At 61.3% G+C, this 23,308-nt stretch carries 17 protein-coding genes; 12 read left to right on the top strand and 5 right to left on the bottom strand.

All coding sequences use genetic code 11. The annotated features are described in order from the left end of the window. Nucleotides 1–254: 254 nt before the first annotated feature. Complete coding sequence (locus M5B99_RS20580; protein ID WP_248805756.1) at nt 255–1,796, top strand: dermonecrotic toxin domain-containing protein; 1,542 nt, start codon at nt 255–257, stop codon at nt 1,794–1,796. Nucleotides 1,797–3,708: 1,912 nt separating this feature from the next. After that, nucleotides 3,709–5,118: an NEL-type E3 ubiquitin ligase domain-containing protein gene (locus tag M5B99_RS30325; protein WP_248805808.1), complete on the top strand. Its 1,410-nt coding sequence runs from the start codon at nt 3,709–3,711 to the stop codon at nt 5,116–5,118. 20 nt (nt 5,119–5,138) lie between these two features. On the opposite strand, the gene mnmC is transcribed toward M5B99_RS30325, so the two are convergent. Then, nucleotides 5,139–7,151: a bifunctional tRNA (5-methylaminomethyl-2-thiouridine)(34)-methyltransferase MnmD/FAD-dependent 5-carboxymethylaminomethyl-2-thiouridine(34) oxidoreductase MnmC gene (gene mnmC, locus M5B99_RS20590; protein ID WP_248805757.1), complete on the bottom strand. Its 2,013-nt coding sequence runs from the start codon at nt 7,149–7,151 to the stop codon at nt 5,139–5,141. A 140-nt stretch (nt 7,152–7,291) separates the two neighbouring features. On the opposite strand from mnmC, the gene pap reads away from it, so the two are divergent. Both pap and M5B99_RS20600 read left to right on the top strand, forming a co-directional pair. Beyond that, nucleotides 7,292–8,800: a polyphosphate:AMP phosphotransferase gene (gene pap, locus M5B99_RS20595; RefSeq protein ID WP_248805758.1), complete on the top strand. Its 1,509-nt coding sequence runs from the start codon at nt 7,292–7,294 to the stop codon at nt 8,798–8,800. A gap of 108 nt (nt 8,801–8,908) precedes the next feature. Next, complete coding sequence (locus M5B99_RS20600; RefSeq protein WP_248805759.1) at nt 8,909–10,093, top strand: thiolase family protein; 1,185 nt, start codon at nt 8,909–8,911, stop codon at nt 10,091–10,093. A gap of 179 nt (nt 10,094–10,272) precedes the next feature. On the opposite strand, the gene M5B99_RS20605 is transcribed toward M5B99_RS20600, so the two are convergent. Further along, entirely contained in the window at nt 10,273–10,482 is a 210-nt protein-coding gene (locus tag M5B99_RS20605; protein WP_248805760.1) for a DUF6316 family protein, read from the bottom strand. Nucleotides 10,483–10,692: 210 nt separating this feature from the next. Here M5B99_RS20605 and M5B99_RS20610 point away from each other — a divergent pair, with 210 nt between their 5' ends. Further along, nucleotides 10,693–11,655, top strand: coding sequence for a DMT family transporter (locus M5B99_RS20610; protein WP_248805761.1), 963 nt, complete (start codon nt 10,693–10,695; stop codon nt 11,653–11,655). A 125-nt stretch (nt 11,656–11,780) separates the two neighbouring features. On the opposite strand, the gene M5B99_RS20615 is transcribed toward M5B99_RS20610, so the two are convergent. Continuing rightward, nucleotides 11,781–13,175 (bottom strand): class II fumarate hydratase, encoded by a 1,395-nt coding sequence (locus tag M5B99_RS20615; RefSeq protein ID WP_248805762.1) that lies wholly within the window; start codon nt 13,173–13,175, stop codon nt 11,781–11,783. Nucleotides 13,176–13,366: 191 nt separating this feature from the next. Here M5B99_RS20615 and M5B99_RS20620 point away from each other — a divergent pair, with 191 nt between their 5' ends. From M5B99_RS20620 to M5B99_RS20650, 7 genes are all read left to right on the top strand, one after another. After that, nucleotides 13,367–13,894 (top strand): DUF2059 domain-containing protein, encoded by a 528-nt coding sequence (locus tag M5B99_RS20620; RefSeq protein ID WP_248805763.1) that lies wholly within the window; start codon nt 13,367–13,369, stop codon nt 13,892–13,894. Nucleotides 13,895–13,906: 12 nt separating this feature from the next. Beyond that, nucleotides 13,907–14,203, top strand: a complete 297-nt coding sequence (locus M5B99_RS20625) for a BolA family protein (protein WP_103495907.1) — start codon at nt 13,907–13,909, stop codon at nt 14,201–14,203. A gap of 117 nt (nt 14,204–14,320) precedes the next feature. Further along, nucleotides 14,321–15,259, top strand: coding sequence for a rhodanese-related sulfurtransferase (locus M5B99_RS20630; protein WP_248805764.1), 939 nt, complete (start codon nt 14,321–14,323; stop codon nt 15,257–15,259). Between the two features lie 36 nt (nt 15,260–15,295). Next, on the top strand, nt 15,296–15,898 hold the full coding sequence (locus M5B99_RS20635) for a DsbA family protein (protein ID WP_248805809.1): 603 nt from the start codon (nt 15,296–15,298) through the stop codon (nt 15,896–15,898). After that, complete coding sequence (locus M5B99_RS20640; protein WP_248805765.1) at nt 15,891–17,702, top strand: ABC transporter ATP-binding protein; 1,812 nt, start codon at nt 15,891–15,893, stop codon at nt 17,700–17,702. The genes M5B99_RS20635 and M5B99_RS20640 overlap by 8 nt, the downstream gene beginning before the upstream one ends. Nucleotides 17,703–17,912: 210 nt before the next feature. Beyond that, nucleotides 17,913–20,372: an EAL domain-containing protein gene (locus M5B99_RS20645; RefSeq protein ID WP_248805766.1), complete on the top strand. Its 2,460-nt coding sequence runs from the start codon at nt 17,913–17,915 to the stop codon at nt 20,370–20,372. 79 nt (nt 20,373–20,451) lie between these two features. Continuing rightward, complete coding sequence (locus M5B99_RS20650) at nt 20,452–21,216, top strand: iron-containing redox enzyme family protein (protein WP_263860599.1); 765 nt, start codon at nt 20,452–20,454, stop codon at nt 21,214–21,216. A 137-nt stretch (nt 21,217–21,353) separates the two neighbouring features. Here M5B99_RS20650 and M5B99_RS20655 read toward each other — a convergent pair whose 3' ends face one another. Next, nucleotides 21,354–22,280 (bottom strand): GGDEF domain-containing protein, encoded by a 927-nt coding sequence (locus M5B99_RS20655; protein WP_248805768.1) that lies wholly within the window; start codon nt 22,278–22,280, stop codon nt 21,354–21,356. A 272-nt stretch (nt 22,281–22,552) separates the two neighbouring features. Further along, nucleotides 22,553–23,293, bottom strand: a complete 741-nt coding sequence (locus M5B99_RS20660) for a YciK family oxidoreductase (RefSeq protein ID WP_248805769.1) — start codon at nt 23,291–23,293, stop codon at nt 22,553–22,555. Between the last annotated feature and the right edge of the window lie 15 nt (nt 23,294–23,308).

Raw genomic sequence — 23,308 nt, forward strand, 5'->3', positions numbered from 1 at the left:
GAATGATCCCGTAGTACATCACCTCAGGCCGGCCTTGTGCCCGGCCTTTGCCAATGCTCGTGGTTTTGCCGGCCGCCGGGCATTGCCGTGGACTCCGCTGCTGCGCCGCGTTGCCCGACGAGGTGTTATCCGACTATCCGAAAGGTTTGAATGTCTGATTTAACTTACTGATAAATAATGAATTTTTTTGAATTTTAAAACCTGGGCTGGCTGATATCCTCGATGGACATGGACGATTTAAAAGGATGTTTGCAATGTCAGCCGTTACCCATCTTGCGCCCGCCGCCCTGGACGAACATAGCGCCAACGAAGACGTGATCAACAGCAATGCGCCACCTTGGTTGTTGGGCGCCCGCGCCGAAAATATTGCACGCCTGCGCGAACACCTGCGGCGCAGTCTTTTACTCAAGGAGGAGGTGACCGAGTGGCTCAAGGATCTGCAAACCGTCCGGGGGTTTTGTGAGCCTGTGCTGGAGCGCGCGCTGCGAGATCGATTCGGTCCGGGCCTGGATATCCATCGGGATCAACTGAAAATTGCCAATCGCTGGCCGACACTGCCACCGCCGATCGGCTCGGCTCACTTCTTCCCGATGAACTATACCGGCCGCAGTTTGCTGGAAGCCGCGCTGCAGAACTTCGAGCCCGATGAACGTTTCCCCCCTCAATCCCATGTAAGCCTGAGCTGCAATCCGAAACTTGCGCCAACGATCAGCCTGGATGCCTTTGTCGAGCTGGTGCGCCAGCTCGATCTGGGAAGGCGCTATCAGCAGCACCTGTGCCAGGTTTTTCATCTTCCGGAAGGTGAGGGGGAGGAGGCGGATAACAATGAATTTCGTATCGAATCGGCCATCGTGCAGCAAAAGAAAGCCGATATGTTGGTGGATGCCTACATCGCCTACATGAAAAAAGACATCGATGGCATGACTCATCAGCAAGTTTGCAAATGGATCGAGCTGAATGTTGACGTTGCCCCGGATGGCTCGAGGATGATGGCCTACGACGTGCGCATGCTGGGGGTCACCTTGTCCGGCATGTGCCTGTTTACTCTGGCGAATTTGCCGTCGCCCGAGCAGAGCAGTGTGAAAAACCGGGTGCTGGTGCATATTCCCAACGACCCACTGACGCGATTCAAGCTCTACGCCTCGCTCGAGGCGTTTCAGGCTGAGCTGTGCCGCCGCCTTTGGCAGCCTGCTTATGAGGCGTTTTTCTGTACGTTTGTCAGCCAGCGCGACTTGCCAGGTTTCCTCGCGCGGTTGCGCAAGAGCCTGACCCTTGAGACCCGCGACGCCGCGGGCAAGGTCACGAAGTCCCTGAACCAGGCGGCCGACCTGCAGTTGACACCGCAACTGCTGAGTGGCGAGTTGTTTTCTCATCTTTACCGGCAACAGATCCTCAGGTTGCAGGAAGATGCGCGGATCGTGGCGGTCCCGACCGAGGATGTCGACCAGGACGCCCGCCAGGCCAGGTATCTGTCGCACCTGGGCCTGGGCATGACCCTGTTGAATCTGGCCGCCTTCGCCAATCCCTGGCTCGGCGTGCTGATGATGGGGGTTGCGGTCGGCCAACTGCTGGCGCAAACCTATGAAGGTTATGAGGATTGGCGGTACGGCGAGCGTGACGAGGCAATCACGCACCTGATGTCGGTGGCCGAGGATATCGCGACGATGGTTGCCCTGGGGGTGGCCATGCACTGGGGGAGCAAGGCCATCGGGCTTTTTCCAACGGCGCTCGGACTTTTTCGAGGACCTGCTGCCGGTCAGGTCGAGCGATGGTCGCTACCGGCTGTGGCAGGCTGACCTGCGCGCCTATCGCCATGATGTCTCCGGACTTGCGGACAGGACGCTGGACCTGGAGGGCTTCTATCAGGGCGACGAGGCGGATGAAGGACATCGCTACCTGGATATCGCTGGCGAGCCTTATCGGGCCTATCGGGATGAGTCAGTCGGTGCCTGGCGCCTGCGCCATCCGCTCCGGGCATCCGCCTACGAGCCTTTGCTCGAGCACAACGGCGCGGGGGCCTGGAGGCTGGCGCACGAATGGCCGCTGCAATGGCACGATCCGGTTTACCTGTTTCGTCGCCTGGGGCCTGATGTCCGTTTTTTGAACGATGAAATGATCGAGCGGATCCTGTCGATTCAGCGACTCGACGAATCGCTGCTGCGCCGGATACATATGACTGATGCAACGATTCCGGCCCGACTGCTCGACTCGATACAGCGTTTCAATCTGGACAATGAGTTGAACTGGCTGCTCGTGCCTGCCGATGCACCGGCGGCGGCCGAGGCGCGCCTGCTTGACCTGAAGTTGCAGATCCTGCCGAGCCTCAAGGGCTGGCCCCGGGATCACACGCTGATGCTGCTGGACGGGGCGGGCAAACCGTTGCGCGAATACGGAGTGGACCTGGCAGTACAGCCTCTGAAGTTGATTGTGCAGCTCCGGGACATTGAGACAGATGGATTGGCGGTGGTCTTGAACAAACTGACCCTCCAGGATCGCAAGGTACTGCTTGGTCCGAAGACTGACTCCGAACAGGCGCCGTCGCTGCTGGAGAACGTGCTGCGCAGCCATGTGCGGGAGCATCACGCCACGGTGTTCCAGCGACTGTACAGGTTGTGCTGTCTGACCGATAACGGGCTGCCATTGGGCTTGCGGCGTGGCTTTCCCGAGTTGCCGGACGGGGTCTTGCGTGAAGTCCTGGGGCAGATGGACGATGTGCTGAAAGGGCGCTTGGGTTCCAGTGATCGCCTGCCCTTGCAGTTGCTCGAAGAGATGGGCGAGAGCCTGCGTGAAGTTCGCGTCAACCAGGCGCTGGAAGGCGGTTTTCTCAACAATCCGGACAGTCTGGATACCGTCAGGTTGCAGTTGTCCATACTGAAAACGATGGGCGGCTGGCCGAAAGATGTCCGCTGGGAGATTCGTCAGGATCGTTTTGATGGCCCGTTGTTGATCGGGATGGGCGATTTTGATTTTTCCCGGCGCCGGGTCCTGGTCAGGACCACCCAGGGTTATCAGGCCTTTGATGGCTCGGGCCTGAGTCTGGGGCCGAAGGCAAAGGGTCCCTATGCCCTGAGCGGTGCCTTGCTGAGTGGCCTGCGGCTGATTGAACGGGAGGCGATGGGGGTCAAGCTGGGCGAGGCCGACCTGCTGCACAAGCTGCTGATGTCCAAGTTGCTGGAGCGTCCCCGGGCCGAGCTCGAAGAGACACTCGGACTTCCCGCCCGCAAGTCCGGATACCGCTCGCGGACATGGCGCAACAACGATTCTCCCGGCTGTCTGCGTGTCAGGCGCGGCGGTGTCTATGGGTCGCGACGCGGCCTGCGACGGTTGGGCCGACTGTATCCCGACCTCTGTGAGCCGGAGGCGCGCAACCTCTATATTGCCCTTGGCGACGATCCCCTTCAGGTCAGAAATCGGCTTGAGGCCCTCGAGGAAGAACTCCGCCAGCTGCGGTTGACGCTCAGTGGTTGGCGAGGGGTGGAGGCGAGTCTTCACCGGCGGCATGCCTGGCTGGGAGGCATGGATGAAAGCCGTGAACAGGCATCCTCGATCATCGAGCGTTGCTGGCGCTGGCAAACCCCCCGGACCTATGACGAGAACGGCGTGGTCATCGGGCGCAGCCTCAGTCTGGCGGGGTTGCGTGTTGACAGCTTGCCGAACCTGCCCTTCGGGATCAGCTTTGATCATGTCACCGAGCTGTCGTTGAAAAACATGGGTGTGGAGCGTATTCCCGAAGACTTTCTCGAGCATTTTTCCAATCTGCGCGTCCTCGAGTTGAACAACAATCAGCTTGAGTTCCTGCCGGACGCCATTGCGGACATGAGCGAGCTCAGGGAGCTGCACGCACAGGACAACCGGATCACGTTGACCCGGGGCTCGGTCAATATGCTGTCGAGCTTGCACAATCTTGAAGTGCTGAACCTGAACGGCAACTTCGATGTCGGCTTGCTGGATGTCGGCCAGATGCCGCACTTGCGCCGTTTGCACTTGCGCGGTACGGGAATCGATGGCCTGCCCTCGGGCTTGCTGACGCGGGTGCGATTGTACGAAGCGGACCTGCGTGACAACCGGATCCAGAGTATGTCGAGTGCGGTTTTCACGGCGCCTTCGCCGATCAATCGGCGGATCATTCTGCGTAACAATCCCTTTACCGTTGACTATCAGAATCTGCTGGCGGCCTATCGGACACGCACCGGTATCACTTTCGGCATTCCGGAGACGGAGCTGGCGTTGGATGAGTACAGCGCGCGCCAGCGTTGGTTGGCCGATATCGAGGAAGGGGAGCGACGTGACACCCTGCAGAACCTCTGGCAGGACTTGCGGCGAGAGGCGGGCTCCGAGGAGTTTTTCGTGTTGTTGGGGCGATTGGGGGGGAGCGCTGAGTATCGGAAGATTCGCGCGGACCTGACGCGACGTGTCTGGGAGGTGCTGGCGGAAGCGGCCGAGAACACGGCGTTGCGCAATGAGTTGTTTGACTTGGCCGCCGATCCGCTGACGTGCGTCGACAGCGCCGCGCGAAACTTCAGCCATCTGGAAGTCCGGGTATTGCTGTCCAGGGCCCGCAGCCTGGCGGCCAGGAGCAATGAGCCGACGGAGCTGCTGAAGTTGGCGCGCGGCCTGTTTCGCCTGGAGCGTATCGATGATATCGCCCGGGAGCATATCAAGGCCCTGCATGAGCATCCCGAGTTGCCTTCATCGAGTGGCGTCGATGAACTCGAAGTGCACCTGGCCTATCGGGTCGGTCTGGGCCGTTCGCTGTATTTGCCCGGACAACCGAAGGAAATGTTCTTCAGGTCGATTGCCAATGTCAGCGAGGAGGAGATCCTCGCTGCCCGCGCACGTATCCGGCAGGCCGAGAACACACCGGCGATGAAGACCTTCGTGGCTTCGCGGGATTTCTGGATCGACTACCTGAAAAAGAAATACCCGCGTGATTTTGTTCGCTTCAACAAACCCTTCCATGATCAGGAAGAGCTGTTGCTGACACAGTCCCCGGAGATGCTCAGCGAGAGATATGCCCGGCGTTTGTCGGTGTTGATGGAAACCCGTATGGCCGAGGAAAAAGTCTTCCTCGAGGCGCTGACCCAGCACGAACTGGATGAGCATCCCGCGCCGTTCTGACTCGACGGCGGGAGGCGGGGTCAGGGGCCTGTCTGCGGCTTGCTCTTGCCTCGAATCAGTTCACGCAAGGCGAAGCGATTCGGATGACAGGCCTCGGCGACGCTACGCGGCAGGGGCAGCGGCTCGTTCTCCAGCCAGGCGGCGAGCAGTTCGCCCGAGAGCGGCGCACTGATCAGCCCGCGCGAGCCGTGGCCGCTGTTGATATACAGGCCCTCGAGCCAGGGGCAGGGGATTTGTGGTACCTGCCGGGCATCTTTGCCCAGTACGCCATAGGCGTTGGCGAAATGCTCAGGGTCCGCCAGCGGTCCGACGATCGGCAGATAGTCCGCGCTGGTGCAGCGAAAGGCGGCCCGCCCTTGCAGCTGTTCCGGGGCCAGTTCGGCGGCGTTCAGGCGCAGGGCCAGATCGGGCGAGATGTCCTGTAGCAATGCCAGGTTGCCGATGTGCTCCGCCGTGGTGGGGGTCAGGTCAGTGCTCTTGAAGTCGAAGCTGGCGCCGAGGGTATGTTCACCGAGGCGTGCCGGTGCGACATAACCTTCGGCGCAGACCACGGTGCTCAAGGCTGTGCTGTCGGCGGTTTGCGCCAGGCGGGTAATCTGCCCGCGAATGCGCTTGAGCGGCAACGCGGCGCTGGCGGCGAAGCGTTTCACTTCGGCGGCCCCGGCAAGGATCACCACCGGGGCGCAGCCCAGCAGGGTATCTGCATCCCAGGCCTGCCATTGGCCGTCGACCCTGCGCAGTTCGACGGCGTCGCTATGGGGGCGTACTGCAATATTCGGATGGCTGGCCTGCCACTGACACAGGGCCGGCGGATGGACCCAGCCGCCTTCGGGGAAAAACAACCCACCGTGCTCAAGCGCGACACCGGCCAGGACTTGGGACTGGGCTTGATCCAGGACGTGCAGCAACTCGGGGCTGAAGGCAGCAGCCAGCTGCGCCTGGCGTTCGGCCTCTTTCTCATCGAAGGCCAGTTGCAGTACCCCACAGCCATCCCAGTCGAGGCCGCGCTGCAACTGTTCGAGCAAGCGCCGGGTATGCCCGAAACCGCTGAGGATCAGTTGTGACAGTGTCGTGCCGTGGGCCGACAGTTTGAGGTAGAGGACGCCTTGCGGGTTGCCTGAGGCTTCCTGGGCCAGGTCCGCGTGGCGCTCCAGCAGGCAGACCTGCCAGCCACGGGCCGCGAGACTCGCGGCGCTGGCACAACCGGCCAGGCCGCCGCCGATCACCAGGGCCTGCCGCTCGCCACCGGGCGGCTGTGGACGGGCGAACCATGGCTTGGCCGGCGGCGGCGCGGCGATGTCCGTGGGCCAGCCGATAAATTCGCCGCGCAGGATTTCCCACTTGTGGCCGATGCCCGGGGTGCGGCGCATCTTGAAGCCCGCCGCGTTCAATGAGCGCCGAACCCAGCCGGTGCTGGTAAAGGTGCTCAGGGTTGCGTCGGGGGCCGCCAGTCGCGCCAGTTCGGCGAACAGTTCGGGGCTCCACATTTCGGGGTTTTTCGCCGGGGCGAAGCCATCGAGGAACCAGGCATCGATCTGGGCATCCAGTTGCGGCAACTGTTCCAGTGCATCGCCGACCAACAGCGTCAGGGTCACCCGGCCATTGTCCAGCAACAGCCGCTGGAAGCCTTGATGAATGGCGAGGTACTGACCGAGCAATTGCGCGCTGAAGGTCGCCAGTTCGGGCCAGAGGGTGAGGGCGCGTTGCAGGTCGGCGTGGCTCAGCGGGTACTTTTCCACGCTGACGAAATGCAGTCGGGCGCCCTGCACCGCGCAGGCCTCGAACAGTTGCCAGGCACAAAGGAAGTTCAGCCCGGTACCGAAGCCGGTTTCACCGATCACCAGCCGATCGCTCGGCCCCAAGGCCGCAAAACGCTCTTTCAGGCGATTTTGTTCGATGAAGACGTAGCGGGTTTCTTCCAGGCCCGACAGGTCGGAAAAATACACGTCGTCGAAGACCCGCGAGTGCGGGCGACCCTGGTCGTCCCAGTCGATCTGGGCGTGGGCGGGAGAGGGGGGCGATACGCGGGTCATGGGGCAGCTCGACGGCAACAAGGCGGCTATTCTAGCCGATTGCCGGACACCGGATTGATCCACGGCAAGGCCTGGGGATTTCCCGCCACACGGCGCGGTCCGATCCGTTAGTCTTGCTCCATCTTGGAAGGGAGTCGCCCATGTTTGAATCCGCCGAAATCGGTCACGCCATCGACAAAGAAACCTACGACGCTGAAGTCCCGGCCCTGCGCGAAGCCTTGCTGGAGGCGCAGTTCGAACTCCACCAGCAAAAGCGCTTTCCGGTCATAGTGCTGATCAATGGCATCGAGGGGGCGGGCAAGGGCGAGACGGTCAAGTTGCTCAATGAGTGGATGGATCCGCGCTTGATCGAGGTCCGCACTTTCGACCAGCAAACCGATGAAGAGCTGGCCCGGCCACCGGCCTGGCGCTACTGGCGGCAGTTGCCGGCCAAGGGCCGCATGGGGGTGTTCTTCGGCAACTGGTACAGCCAGATGTTGCAGGGGCGGGTGCATGGGCACTTCAAGGACGCCGTGCTGGACCAGGCGATCGGCGGGGCCGAGCGCCTGGAGAGAATGCTCTGCGACGAAGGCGCGCTGATCTTCAAGTTCTGGTTCCACCTGTCCAAGAAGCAGATGAAGGCGCGCCTCAAATCGCTGCAGGATGACCCGCTACATAGCTGGCGCATCAGTCCGTTGGACTGGCAGCAGTCGGAGACTTACGACCAGTTCGTGCATTTCGGCGAGTGGATACTGCGCCGTACCAGCCACGATTATGCGCCTTGGCATGTGATTGAGGGGCTCGACCCCCGCTACCGCAGCCTGACCGCGGGCAAGATCCTGCTGGAAGGCTTGCAGACGGCGCTCAAGACCCGGGACGCCAAGCCGCGTCCGACCAATGCCGCGCCCTTGCTTTCGGGGGTGGACGATCTGAGCCTGCTGGATAGTCTGGATCTGAGCCAGCACCTGGACAAGGACGATTATGAAGAGCAACTGATTACCGAGCAGGCGCGGCTGGCCGGTTTGCTTCGGGACAAACGCATGCGCCGACACGCGCTGGTGGCGGTGTTCGAAGGCAACGACGCGGCGGGCAAGGGCGGGGCGATCCGCCGGGTTGCGGCGGCGCTTGATCCACGACAGTACCGCATCGTGCCGATCGCCGCGCCGACCGAGGATGAGCGTGCCCAGCCCTACCTCTGGCGGTTCTGGCGGCATATTCCACCACGAGGCAAGTTCACCGTGTTCGATCGTTCCTGGTACGGCCGCGTGCTGGTGGAGCGGATCGAAGGTTTTTGCAGCCAGGCGGACTGGATGCGCGCCTACAGTGAGATCAACGATTTCGAAGAGCAACTGAGCGAAGCCGGGGTGATCGTGGTGAAGTTCTGGCTGGCCATCGACAAGCAGACCCAATTGGAGCGTTTCCAGGAACGCGAGGATATTCCGTTCAAGCGTTTCAAGATCACCGAGGACGATTGGCGCAACCGTGAGAAATGGGAGCTGTACCGCGATGCCATCGGCGATATGGTCGACCGTACCAGTACCGAAGTGGCGCCCTGGACACTGGTGGAGGCCAACGACAAGCGCTGGGCCCGGGTCAAGGTGCTGCGCACCCTCAACCTGGCCATCGAGGGCGCGTTCGCAAGGGATGGCAAGAAGGGCAAGTCGAAGTAGGACGATGGCCGCGCATACGCCGGATGAATGATTGTCGCGGTCGGGAATCGGGTGGGCTTATGCTCACTCGATCCTTCCAACCGACAACAACAATCAATGAGGTAGGCCATGCGTGAAGTGGTGATCGTCGACAGCGTGCGGACTGGCCTGGCCAAGTCCTTTCGCGGCAAATTCAACCAGACCCGGCCGGACGACATGGCCGCCCATTGCGTCAATGCCTTGCTCAGCCGCAACGGCATCGATCCGGCCAGCGTCGAGGATTGCATTGTCGGCGCCGGCTCCAACGAAGGTGCGCAGGGGTACAATATCGGTCGTAACGTCGCGGTGTTGTCGAAGCTGGGCACCGGCACCGCCGGCATGACTCTCAATCGCTTCTGTTCTTCGGGTTTGCAGGCGATTGCCATTGCCGCCAACCAGATTGCTTCCGGCTGCAGCGAGATCATTGTCGCCGGAGGGGTCGAGTCCATCAGCCTGACGATGAAAAGCGTCAACACCGACAACCTGATCAACCCGCTGCTCAAGGAGCAGGTGCCGGGGATTTATTTGCCCATGGGCCAGACCGCCGAGATCGTCGCCCGGCGCTACGCGGTCAGTCGCGAGCAGCAGGACCTGTATGCGCTGCAAAGCCAGCAGCGCACCGCCGCTGCCCAGGCCGCGGGGCTGTTCGACGATGAGATCGTGCCCATGACGGTGACCTATGCGGTCGAGGACAAGGCCAGTGGGCAGATCCAGCATCTGCAAGGTGTGGTAGAGCGCGATGACTGCAATCGTCCGGATACCACGCTGGAAAGCCTGGCCGGTTTGAAACCGGTGTTTGCCGAAGACGGTTCGGTCACGGCGGGCAACTCGTCGCAACTGTCCGACGGTGCTTCGATGACCCTGGTGATGAGCCTGGAAAAAGCCCTGCAACTGGGGCTCACACCCAAGGCCTTGTTCCGTGGTTTCGCCGTGGCCGGTTGCGAACCGGACGAGATGGGGATCGGCCCGGTGTTTTCGGTGCCCCGGCTGCTCAAGGCCAAGGGCCTGAGCGTGGCGGATATCGACCTGTGGGAATTGAACGAAGCATTCGCTTCCCAGTGTCTGTACAGCCGCGATCGGTTGGGCATCGACAACGAGAAGTACAACGTCAACGGTGGTTCGATTTCCATCGGCCATCCGTTCGGCATGACCGGCTCGCGCCAGGTCGGGCACCTGGTGCGCGAACTGCAACGGCGCAAGCTGCGTTATGGCATCGTCACCATGTGCGTGGGCGGCGGCATGGGCGCGACGGGCTTGTTCGAAGCGTTGCGCTGAGGCTCATTACCGGACGGGCTTGTCCGCAAGACTGTTGGCGGTCTTGCGGGCCCCTTCGCGATGGTGCGCGATCCGACGAACTCTGCTCCCACGGATTCGTGTCGCATGGTAAATCTGTATTCGACGCAAAACTGTAGGAACATGGCTTGCCCGCGAAGCTTTTGGCAATCTCGAGTCTGCTACAGGGCCTGGCTGGCGCGGATGTCTCTGGCCAGTTGCATGCGCTTCAGATACAGCTGTGTTTCGCGCTCGGCATCGTCTCGGGTAAAAAAGGGCCCTTCCAGGGTGTTTTCCCGGGTGCTGAAAAAAAACAATCCATTGATGACCGTGACCCGGTGGCTGCGAAAATGCGTGGCCTCGGAGCTGTCTTGTGCGCGTTTGCCGTACATGGCGAAATCTCACTGGTGAACGTAGCTGTCAGAAATACAGCATAAAACTTATAAAGATAGCTCGTCCAATCGTCCGATCAATGGTTGTAGGCAGTTTATTGGCGGCGCTTCCAGCATGCTTGAGGTCGCATCGGGCTTGGCTTCCCGGCTGTGTTGTCGGCCATGCAAGGCCTAGAATGGCGGCTTCCCCATACGTCCATAGGACTCTTCATGCACATTTCATCCGGTCGCTGGGGCTATGGTCTGTTCCTGGCGCTGCTGACAGCCGTGCTCTGGGGCATTTTGCCGATCAAGCTCAAGCAGGTGTTGCAGGTGATGGATCCGGTGACCGTGACCTGGTGCCGATTGATCGTGTCGGGGGGCTTTCTCTTCATTTATCTGGCGACGACCCGGCGTTTGCCGAGCCGGCACGACCTCGGACCGCGGGGCGGCTGGCTGGTACTGCTGGCGGTGTTCGGCCTGGTGGGCAACTACGTGCTTTACCTGATGGGCCTGAACCGGCTCAGTCCCGGTACCGCCCAACTGGTGGTGCAGATGGGGCCGATCTTCCTGTTGATCGCCAGCCTGTTTGTGTTCAAGGAGCGCTTCAGCCTGGGGCAGGGGATCGGCCTGCTGGTGCTGCTGTTCGGCTTTGGTCTGTTTTTCAACCAGCGTCTGGTTGAGTTGCTGACGTCCCTGGGGACTTATACCGCCGGCGTATTGCTGGTGTTGCTGGCGTCGACGGTCTGGACCTTCTACGCCTTGAGCCAGAAGCAATTGCTGACGGCCTGGAATTCGTTGCAGGTGATGATGGTGATCTACCTGTTTTGCGCCTTGTTGCTCAGCCCTTGGGCGCACCCGAGCGAAGTCCTGCAACTGAGTTCGTTGCAGGGCTGGCTGTTGTTGGGCTGTTGTCTCAATACCCTGGTGGCTTACGGCGCTTTTGCCGAGGCCTTGGCGCACTGGGAAGCCTCGCGGGTGAGCGCGACCCTGGCGATCACGCCCCTGGTGACCTTTGCCGCGGTGGCCCTGGCGGCCTGGCTGTGGCCCGGGTTCGTGCAACCCGAAGACATCAACGGTCTGGGGTATGGCGGCGCGTTGCTGGTGGTGCTGGGCTCGGCGCTGGTGGCCTTGGGGCCTTCGCTGATGGCCGGGCTCAAGGCCCGGCGCGTGCGTTTGACGATGAATCCATAGTGAACACCTTTGCAGGAGTTCCCCATAACCGGTGGGAGCAGAGCTTGCTCGCGAAGGGGCCCTTGCGGCCGCCAAAAGCTTCGCGAGCAAGCTTTGCTCCCACAAGGACGAATTAACGCTCGGCGTCAGCCGTTCTTGCCGGACTCAAGCATGTTTTCCGGCCGCACCCAGGCGTCGAACTCCTCGTCGGTCAGATAACCGAGCGCCAACGCCGCCTCACGCAAGGTGAGATTTTCGCCGTAGGCCTTCTTGGCGATCTGCGCCGACTTGTCGTAGCCGATATGCGGATTCAACGCCGTCACCAGCATCAGGCCTCGCTCCAGGTGCGCAGCCATCTGCACCGGGTCGGGTTCCAGCCCGGCAATGCAGTGCTGCTGGAAGTTGCGACAGCCATCGCCGAGCAGTTGGATCGACTGCAGCAGATTGTGGATGATCACTGGCTTGAAGACATTCAACTGCAAGTGCCCTTGGCTGGCGGCAACGCCGATCGTCACGTCATTGCCCATGACCTGGCAGGCCAGCATCGACAGCGCCTCGCACTGGGTCGGGTTGACCTTGCCGGGCATGATCGAACTGCCCGGTTCGTTGGCTGGCAATTTGACCTCGGCCAACCCGGCCCGTGGTCCTGAGCCCAGCAGGCGCAGGTCGTTGGCGATTTTCATCAGGGCCACGGCAAGGGTTTTCAACGCGCCGGAGAGGGTGGTCAGGGGTTCATGGCCGGCCAGGGCGGCGAATTTGTTCGGCGCGCTGATGAACGGCAAGCCGGACAGCGCCGCCAGTTCGGCGGCGACCGCCTCGGCAAAGCCATGCGGCGCATTCAGCCCGGTGCCGACGGCAGTGCCGCCCTGGGCCAGCTCGCAAACCGCCGGCAAGGCCGAGCGAATCGCCCGCTCGGCGTAGTTCAGTTGGGCGATATACGCCGAGACCTCCTGGCCGAAGGTGATCGGCGTGGCATCCATCATATGGGTGCGTCCGGTCTTCACCAGCTTCATATGGCGTGCCGCCAGTTCCGCCAGTCCGCCGGACAACTCGGCCATCGCCGGCAGCAACTGCTGGTACACCGCCTGGACGGCGGCGATATGCATGGCGGTGGGGAAACAGTCATTGGAGCTCTGGGAGCGGTTGACGTGATCGTTGGGGTGTACTGGCGACTTGCCGCCGCGGCCCTTGCCGGCCAGCTCATTGGCACGCCCGGCAATCACTTCGTTGGCGTTCATGTTGCTTTGGGTACCGCTGCCGGTCTGCCAGACCGCCAGCGGGAACTGGTCGTTGTGTTCGCCGGCGAGCACTTCGTCGGCGGCCTGTTCGATCAGCCGGGCAATATCGGCGGGCAGGTCGCCATTACGGTTGTTGACCCGGGCCGCGGCCTTCTTGATCAGGGCCAGGGCGTGCATGACCGCCAGGGGCATTTTTTCCGTGCCGATGGCGAAGTTGATCAGCGAACGCTGGGTCTGGGCGCCCCAATAGGCCTCTTGCGGTACGTTCACCTGGCCAAGGCTGTCGGTTTCGATGCGACTCATTCGGTTTCACTCCTGATGGCGGGTAAGCGCAGTTTAGGTCCTGATCGACGGAATGGGTTCCCTTCCAGGTTTTACTCTCTTCGCGACCGTTGGGCACCTGCGCGCTTGCCACGGGGTTGAGTGACACACTTTGTTAGGCGCAGAATGGTCGCCCTTGGGGTTTTACCTCGCCTGTTTAGAAAGGACACTCGATGACCCGTCTTCGTGCCATCTGTACCGCGGTTGCTCTGGTATGCGCCAGCGGCCAGGTTTTCGCCGATACCGCCAGCCACAACGCCAGCGCCGAAGCTTTCCTGACGTTGGCCCATGCCGACAAGCTGGGAACCCCGGTCTACGCGCAAGTGCAACAAATGTTCGCCCAGCGCTTCGAGCAGACCCAGGCACCGGCTTCGAAAAAGCCGTTGCTCGACACCTACCAGGCCAAGGCCAATGCCGCCCTGGACCAGGCCATCGGCTGGAACAAGCTCAAGCCTGACATGCTCAAGCTCTACACCGACAACTTCAGCGAGTCCGAGCTCAAGGACCTGGTCGCGTTCTACCAGTCGCCACTGGGCAAGAAAGTCCTGGAAAAAATGCCGCAGTTGACCCAGCAGTCGGCCCAGATGACCCAGGCCAAGCTGGAAAGCGCGGTACCGGTGGTGAACAAGCTGCTGGAAGACATGACCAACGAACTGACGCCAGCCAAGGCCGCCGCGCCGGCCGCCAAGAAAAAGCCGTAAGCGGAGCTTGAGATGAGCATGCAGCAACGTATTGAAACCGCACTGGGCGCCCTGCAACCCGAGCACCTGCAAGTCCTGGACGAAAGCCATATGCACAGCCGCGGGTTGCAGACCCACTTCAAGGCGGTGCTGGTCAGCGCACAGTTTGCCGGGTTGAACAGCGTCAAGCGCCATCAGAAGGTCTACGCCACCCTGGGTGACCTGATGAGTGAGTTCCATGCGTTGGCCCTGCATACCTACACCCCTGAAGAGTGGGTGAAAATCGGCGTGGCCCCGGCATCGCCGGTCTGCGCCGGCGGGGGGCATTGATGCTGGTTTTTTGACCGGTGTTTTTTTGCTAGAATCCGCAACGCGCCGCACTGTCGGCGCGTTTTTTTTGCATCCGGTTCGCCCTTTGCGAGGGCAGCCACCTGGAGAGAATCACCCATGACTCAAGCCATAGTCGTGGCGGCACTTTATAAGTTCGTCACCCTGGAAGATTACGTTGCCTTGCGCGAGCCACTGCTGCAGGCGATGGTCGACAACGGTATCAAGGGCACCCTGCTGATCGCCGAAGAGGGCATCAACGGTACCGTTTCCGGTAGCCGCGAAGGCATCGACGGCCTGCTCGCCTGGCTCAAGCGGGATCCGCGGATGGTCGATATCGACCACAAGGAATCCTATTGCGACGACCAGCCGTTCTATCGGACCAAGGTCAAACTGAAGAAAGAAATCGTCACCCTGGGCGTCGAGGGTGTGGACCCGAACAAGCAGGTCGGCACCTATGTCGATCCGCAGAACTGGAATGCGCTGATCGCCGATCCGGAAGTGCTGTTGATCGATACCCGCAACGATTATGAAGTCTCGATCGGCACCTTCGAAGGCGCCATCGACCCGAAAACCACCAGTTTTCGCGAGTTCCCCGACTACATCAAGGCTCATTTCGACCCGTCCCGGCACAAGAAGGTTGCCATGTTCTGTACCGGCGGCATTCGCTGCGAGAAGGCCTCCAGCTACATGCTCAGTCAGGGCTTCGACGAGGTCTATCACCTCAAGGGCGGGATCCTCAAGTACCTCGAAGAAGTGCCGCAGGAGCAAAGCAAGTGGCAGGGCGACTGCTTTGTCTTCGACAATCGCGTTACCGTGCGCCATGACCTGAGCGAAGGCGACTACGATCAATGTCATGCCTGCCGCACGCCGATCAGCGTCGAGGAACGTGCCTCGGAGCACTATGTGGCCGGGATCAGTTGCCCGCATTGCTGGGACACCTTGAGCGAGAAAACCCGCCGTAGCGCCATCGATCGCCAGAAGCAGATCGAACTGGCCAAGGCCCGTAACCAGCCGCACCCGATCGGTTACAACTATCGTCAATCTTCCGAGGGCTGAACCATGTCCGCGCGGCTGCTGTATGTCATGGACCCGATGTGTTCCTGGTGCTGGGGGTTTGCCCCGGTGGCCGAGGCCCTGGTCAAGCAGGCGCAGGCGGCGGGTGTCGAACTGCACCTGGTGATGGGCGGCCTGCGCACCGGCAGTGGCGCCGCGCTGGAGCCGACGACCCGGCGCTATATCATGGAGCACTGGCAAGCGGTCACCGAGGCTACCGGCCAGCCGTTCAAGCTCGACGGCGCCTTGCCCGACGGTTTTGTCTACGACACCGAGCCGGCCTGTCGCGCCGTGATCACCGCGCGCAGCCTGGCGCCGGACTGTGCCTGGACACTGGTGGGGCTGATCCAGCAGGCCTTTTACGTCGAGGGCCGGGATGTCACCCAGGCCAGCGTGCTGGTGGAGCTGGCGGAGCAAGCCGGTCTGCCGCGCATCGAGTTTGCCGGTGCCTTCGACACGGCAGGGCAACATGCGGCTACCGCCGCCGATTTCACCTGGGTCCAGGACCTGGGGATCGCCGGTTTCCCGACCTTGCTGGCCGAGCGCAACGGCCAGTTGGCGCTGCTGACCAATGGCTACCAACCACTGGCTGAACTTGCTCCGCTGCTCGGCCGTTGGCTGGAGCGCGCGGCCAGTGCTTGAGCAGCCCGAACCCGTCAACCCCCCTGTGGACCGCCTGAGCTGGGCGGAAATCCGGCGTCTGGCCCTGCGCCATAAAAAAGCCCTGTGGATCGCCAACGCGGTGGCCGTGCTGGCGACCTTGTGCAGTGTGCCGATTCCCCTGCTGTTGCCGCTGTTGGTGGACGAAGTCCTGCTGGGCCACGGCGATGCCGCGCTCAAGGTGATGAACCACCTGCTGCCCGACCCCTGGCAGCGCGCCGTCGGCTATATCGGCCTGATGTTGCTGGTGACCCTGTGCCTGCGCAGCGCCGCCCTGGTTTTCAACGTGGTGCAGGCGCGGTTGTTCGCCGGGTTGGCCAAGGACATTGTCTATCGCATCCGTACCCGGCTGATCGAACGCTTGAAGCGCATTTCCCTGGGCGAATACGAAAGCCTCGGGAGTGGTACCGTGACCACGCACCTGGTGACCGACCTGGACACCCTGGACAAGTTTGTCGGCGAAACCCTGAGCCGCTTTCTGGTGGCAATGCTGACGCTGGTGGGCACTTCGGCCATCCTGGTCTGGATGCACTGGAAACTGGCGCTACTGATCCTGCTGTTCAACCCGTTGGTGATCTATGCCACGGTCCAGCTGGGCAAGCGGGTCAAGCACCTGAAGAAACTGGAAAACGACAGCACCTCGCGGTTTACCCAGGCGCTGACCGAGACCCTTGACGCGATCCAGGAGGTCCGCGCCGGCAATCGCCAGGGCTTTTTCCTCGGGCGCCTTGGCGTTCGGGCCCGGGAGGTGCGTGATTACGCCGTGGCGTCGCAATGGAAAAGCGATGCCTCGAGCCGGGCCACGGGGCTGCTGTTCCAGTTCGGCATCGATATCTTCCGCGCGGCGGCGATGCTCACGGTGCTGTTCTCGGACCTGTCCATCGGCCAGATGCTTGCGGTGTTCAGTTACCTCTGGTTCATGATCGGGCCGGTGGAGCAGTTGCTGAACCTGCAATATGCCTTCTATGCCGCCGGTGGTGCGCTTGAGCGGATCAACGAATTGCTGGCGCGTGCCGATGAGCCGCAATACCCCGGCGGTGTCGACCCCTTCGCCGGGCGTGATACCGTGGGCATCGAGGTACAGGCCCTGAGTTTCGCCTATGGCGAGGAGCCGGTGCTCGACCAGTTGGACCTGTCCATCGCCCCCGGTGAAAAAGTTGCGATTGTCGGTGCCAGCGGCGGTGGCAAAAGCACCCTGGTGCAACTGTTGCTGGGACTGTATACGCCTCAGTCCGGGACCATTCGCTTTGGCGGCGCGTCCCAGGCCGAGATCGGCCTGGATACCGTGCGCGAGAACGTCGCAGTGGTGTTGCAGCACCCGGCGTTGTTCAACGATAGCGTAAGGGCCAATCTCACCATGGGCCGCGAGCGTAGCGACGAAGCCTGCTGGCGGGCACTGGAAATTGCCCAGCTCGACGCTACGATCAAAGTGTTGCCGCAGGGCCTGGACAGCATTGTCGGGCGTTCCGGGGTGCGTTTGTCCGGTGGTCAGCGTCAGCGCCTGGCGATTGCCCGAATGGTCCTGGCCGAGCCCAAGGTGGTGATTCTCGACGAGGCAACCTCGGCGTTGGACGCGGCCACCGAGTACAACCTGCATCAGGCTCTGAGTCGGTTTCTCAGTGGTCGTACCACCTTGATCATTGCCCACCGCCTGTCCGCGGTGAAACAGGCGGATCGAGTACTGGTGTTCGACGGCGGGCGGATTGCCGAGGACGGTGACCATCAACAGCTGATTGCTGACGGCGGTCTTTACGCCAAGCTGTATGGGCATTTGCAAAAAGTTTGACGCGCTTGAGTTTTGCTCGGTTTTCTGTGCTTAGTGATTGAATTAGCTGATAGAAAGACTTTTTTCTCTGTGCGTGCGAGCGGCGGGTAAGAACCGAAGATCCGGAAGGGCTCGTCGAGTCCTTCGAGGTCATGGAAATTAGCCTAGGCTGTGCTATCGGAGTGGATTTCTCTCGAGTGCTCATCTGGCAGTGCTGATGCAAGGGATCTCATGAAGCAAACGCGGACTCTCGGAACGCCACGGCTGTTGGGCATCGTCTGGCCATTTATCGCTGTTGTCGTGTTTCAGGCCTTGCTCGGCTGTCTGAGCTTGTATGTGCTTTCCGCCGTGCGCGGTTATGTGGCAGGCGAGAGCCTCTGGTCCAAGGGCCAGAAGGACGCCATCTACTACCTCAACCTGTACGCCGATAGTCGCGACGAAACGATCTTCCGTAAATACCAGGAAGCGATTGCCGTGCCCCAGGGCGGACATGACCTGCGGGTCGCCCTGGATGCGCCGACCCCGGACCTGGCGGCTGCCCGGCGCGGGATCCTGCAGGGTGGCAATCACCCCGACGATGTCTCCAGCATCATCTGGTTGTACCTGAACTTCCGGCATTTCAGCTATATGGAACGGGCCATTGAAAAATGGACGGTGGGTGACAGTTATCTGGTGCGGCTGGACACGGTCGCGCAGCAGATGCACCAGGCGATCTCCGTCAATCAGGAGAGCAATAACGACATTCAGCGCTGGAAGGGCCGGATTTTTGCCATCAATGATGGTGTGACGCCTGCCGCGAAAGCGTTCAGCGATGCCCTGGGCGAGGGTTCGCGGGTGATTCTGCGCATGCTGCTGATCACCAATCTGGCCACCGCCCTCGGCCTGATCGCCCTGGCTTTGCTGCGTACGCACAAGTTACTGGCCCAGCGCCATGCCTTTGCCGATGCCTTGCAACTGGAAAAAGAGCGGGCGCAGATTACCCTGGAGTCGATTGGCGACGGGGTCATCACCACCGATGTGGAAGGTGCCATCGCTTATATGAATCCGGCCGCCGAGCACCTGACCCACTGGAAAGCCGGGCAAGCCTATGGCTTGCCCCTGGCGGCGCTGTTCAACCTGCTCGAGGAAAATGCCCAGGACGAAGGTTTTACCCTGATCGAACATATTCTCAGCGGCCGGCTGGGCGGTGGCAGCGAGCACTCCAAGCTGATCCAGCGCCTGGACGGCAGCACCGTGTCGGTGACCCTGGTGGGGGCGCCGATTCGCAACGCCGGCAAGGTCAGTGGCACGGTGCTGGTGCTGCACGATATGACCCAGGAGCGGCAGTACATTGCCAACCTGTCCTGGCAGGCCACCCATGATGCCTTGACTGGCCTGGCCAACCGACGCGAATTCGAGTATCGCCTGGAACAGGCGCTATACAACCTGAGCCGCCAACCGGCACGCCACTCGTTGATGTTCCTCGACCTGGACCAGTTCAAGCTGGTCAATGACACCTGCGGTCATGCCGCCGGCGATGAATTGCTCCGGCATATCTGTGCCTTGCTGCAATCCGGCTTGCGCGAGGGCGATACCCTGGCCCGCCTGGGCGGTGATGAGTTCGGCATCTTGCTGGAGAACTGCCCGTCGGAGGCGGCGGAAAAGATTGCCGAAGGCCTGCGGCAGACCGTACAGAACCTGCATTTTGTCTGGAAAGGTCGGCCGTTCGTGACAACGGTGAGTATCGGCCTGGTGCATATCGCCCAGGCACCGACCACTTTGGAAGCCTCGCTGCGGGCGGCGGACATGGCCTGCTACATGGCCAAGGAGAAGGGGCGCAACCGGGTCCAGGTGTATCACGCGGACGATTCGGAGTTGTCCTTGCGCTTTGGTGAGATGGCCTGGGTCCAGCGTTTGCACATGGCCCTGGAGGAAAATCGGTTCTGCTTGTACGCCCAGGAAATCGCCGCCTTGGGCAATGCCGATCATACCGGTGGCCATGTGGAAATCCTCCTGCGTTTGCACGACGAGGCCGGGCGGATGATCCTGCCCGACAGCTTTATCCCGGCCGCCGAGCGTTATGGCCTGATGACCCAGCTGGATCGCTGGGTGGTGCAGAACGTTTTCAAGGTCATTGCCGAATGCATCGCCCAGAAACGCGAGGGGGTGATGGCGATGTGCGCGATCAATCTGTCGGGGATCACCATTGGCGACGAGGGGTTCCTGGGCTTCCTGCATGAGCAGTTCAAGGTGCACGGCATTCCGCCGGATATGATTTGTTTCGAAATAACTGAAACCAGCGCGATCTCCAATCTCGGCAGTGCCATACGATTTATCAATGAACTCAAGAACTTGGGCTGTCGGTTCTCGTTGGACGACTTTTGCGCGGGAATGTCTTCGTTCGCCTATCTCAAACATTTGCCTGTAGACTTCCTGAAGATCGATGGAAGTTTCGTAAAGGATATGCTGGACGACCCGATTAACCGCGCCATGGTCGAGGTGATCAATCACATCGGCCATGTCATGGGGAAGCGAACGATTGCAGAGTTCGTTGAAACACCGCAGATCGAGCAGGCCCTGCTCGAGATCGGTGTCGACTATGCTCAAGGCTACATTATCGAGCGACCGCAGTTGTTTACCTGTGACAGCCTGTTGTGTCGGCCCGCTCGACCCCGGCCTCTCTTGTTCAAGGCGCCTGGTACATTCCGCTGAAACCTTTGCTGATCTGCTTAAATCACCATTCAGAAGGAGCCCGACAGTGATCGACACATTCAGCAGAACCGGCCCGCTCATGGAGGCCTCCAGCTACCCCGCGTGGGCGCAGCAACTCATCCAGGATTGTAGCGAGAGCAAGCGCCGGGTTGTCGAACACGAACTTTACCAGCGGATGCGCGACAACAGGCTGAGCGCTAGAACCATGCGCCAGTATCTGATTGGCGGCTGGCCGGTGGTTGAACAGTTTGCGTTATACATGGCACAGAACCTCACCAAGACCCGTTTTGCCCGCCACCCCGGCGAGGACATGGCGCGGCGTTGGCTGATGCGCAATATCCGCGTGGAACTGAATCACGCCGATTATTGGTTGCATTGGAGCCGTGCCCACGGCGTGACCCTCGAGGATCTGCAGGCACAACAGGTACCGCCCGAGCTGCACGCGCTGAGTCATTGGTGCTGGCATACCAGTTCGGCCGACTCGCTGATCGTCGGGATTGCCGCGACCAACTATGCCATTGAAGGGGCCACCGGCGAGTGGTCGGCGCTGGTCTGTTCGACGGGGGTCTATGCCGCGGCATTTGCGGAAGAAGACCGCAAACGTGCGATGAAATGGTTGAAGATGCATGCCCAGTACGATGATGCCCATCCGTGGGAGGCGCTGGAAATCATCTGCACCCTGGCCGGCAACAATCCCGCCAAGGCGCTGCAGGTCGAGCTGCGGCAGGCGATCTGCAAGAGCTACGACTACATGTACCTGTTCCTTGAGCGTTGCATGCAACTGGAGCACGGGGAAAAGGCTCCGGCCACCCGCGAGCGCCAGGTCGCTCTCGCCGAGGGTTGATTTGCCATGTCGGTAGCGTGCTGATCCTGAGCTCGATGCGGTCACTGTGGAAGCCGGCTTGCCGGCGATGAGGCTCCTGGGCCTTGCTGTGTCTATCCAGACGCCATCGCCGGCAAGCCGGCGTCGGCATCGTGGACTCAGCCCGCCATGGTCAGGCGGTTGCGACCTTCGCGCTTGGCCACATACAGGGCATTGTCCGCGCGGCGCAGCAGGCTTTCGGTGGACTCGCCCGGCAACAGCGTGGCACATCCCAGGCTCACCGTCAGATTGATCAGCTTTGCATCGCAATCGTAATCCTTGGCTTGTGCCGCATAACGCAGGCGTTCACCGACCAGTGCCGCGGCCTCGCGATGGGTATTGGACAGCAGGATCAGAAACTCCTCGCCGCCATAGCGGAATACCCGATCGACATTGCGCAGTTGGTTCTTGATCGACGTAGCGACAATCTTCAGCACCTTGTCGCCGACGCTGTGGCCGTGGTTGTCATTGATCTGCTTGAAATGGTCGATATCCAGCATCAGCACCGAGATCGGCTGGTTGTGGCGGCGTGCCAGTTCGAATTCCCGCTGCAGGGCCTGCTCCATGGCGATGCGATTGCCGGTTCCGGTCAGCGGGTCGCGCAATGCACTGCGCGTGGCGGCACGGTAGAGCAGGGCGTTGCGCATCGGGTACAGCAGGCTCGCCAGCAGTGACTCCAGGTTGCCCAGTTCCTGTTCGTCGAAGCGGCTGCGGCGGCGGAATATCAACTCGCCCAGCTGCTCGCCCTCATGGCTGAGACTGTAGCTGATCAGGTGATGGCCGCGATGACCGAACTCCAGGCGCAAGTCGCTGGCGGGGTGCAGGTAGCTCAGGGCATCCAGTGGCACCGCGCGCTGAATCTCGCGGAAGAAGATGTCCAGGATGCGCTCCGGCTCCAGGCTGACCTGCAACTGCAGGGCCAGTTGATGGCGCAGTTGAGCCAGGCTGATGGGGCGTTGCTGGGCGGGGGGGAGCTGGCCAAAGCCCAAACGTTGCAATCTGGCGCGATCAAAGTCAATTGCGTTGGTCTGGGTCGGCGTTTTCATGGTGGTGAGCCCCTAAGCACAAAATACGGTCTTACAGGGTGGGCGAGAGCGGCTTGGAGCCGTTCTCGCGCTGCGTAGTTGAAGACGTTAGAGCGAAAGTCGTGCCAATCGGTTCAACCGAATAAAAGTCGTTTGAATTCAGAGGCTTTGATTTTTAGGGAAGAGTGCCGTCTACGGCCAATCGCGGCAGTAGTTTGACTTGCGTTGATGGCTTTTTGGAGTTGAGTCGCTGCGTGCCAGTATTCTGGCACGTGCGGCGGGGTGAGGCGGGGTTACTGCGCGTCGAAGGCCTGGCCGTTGACGCCGTTGCTGTCGGGCCCCATCAGGTACAGGTAGACCGGCATGATTTGCTGCGGTGTCGGATTGTTTTCCGGATTCTCTCCGGGATAGGCCTGGGCGCGCATGCTGGTGCGGGTGGCGCCGGGGTTGATGCTGTTGGCGCGCACCGGGGCCACGCTATCGAGCTCGTCGGCCAAGGTTTGCATCAGGCCTTCGGTGGCGAACTTGGACACACCATAGGCGCCCCAGTAGGCGCGACCTTTGCGACCGACGCTGCTGGAGGTGAAGATCACCGAGGCGTCCCGGGACAGCTTGAGCAGCGGCAGCAGGGTGCTGGTCAGCATGAACATGGCATTGACGTTGATGTGCATGACGCGCATGAAGTTTTCGCCGGACAGCTGTTCCAGCGGGGTGCGCGGGCCAATGATCGAGGCGTTGTGCAGCAGGCCGTCGAGGTGACCGAATTCGGTTTCGATCATGGCCGCCAGTTCGTCGTACTGGTGTGGCAGGGCGGTTTCCAGGTTGAACGGGATCACGGCCGGTTGCGGGTGGCCGGCGGCTTCGATCTCATCATAGACCTGACTCAGGTTGGCTTCGGTCTTGCCCAGCAACAGCACGGTGGCACCGTGGGCGGCATAGGTCTTCGCGGCGGCGGCGCCGATGCCGCGACCGGCACCGGTGACCAGGATAACGCGGTCCTTGAGCAGATCGGGGCGGGCGGAATAATCGAACATGGCTAAACCTCTACA

The sequence above is a fragment of the Pseudomonas sp. MWU13-2100 genome, assembly GCF_023242365.1.
Taxonomy (GTDB): Bacteria; Pseudomonadota; Gammaproteobacteria; order Pseudomonadales; family Pseudomonadaceae; genus Aquipseudomonas.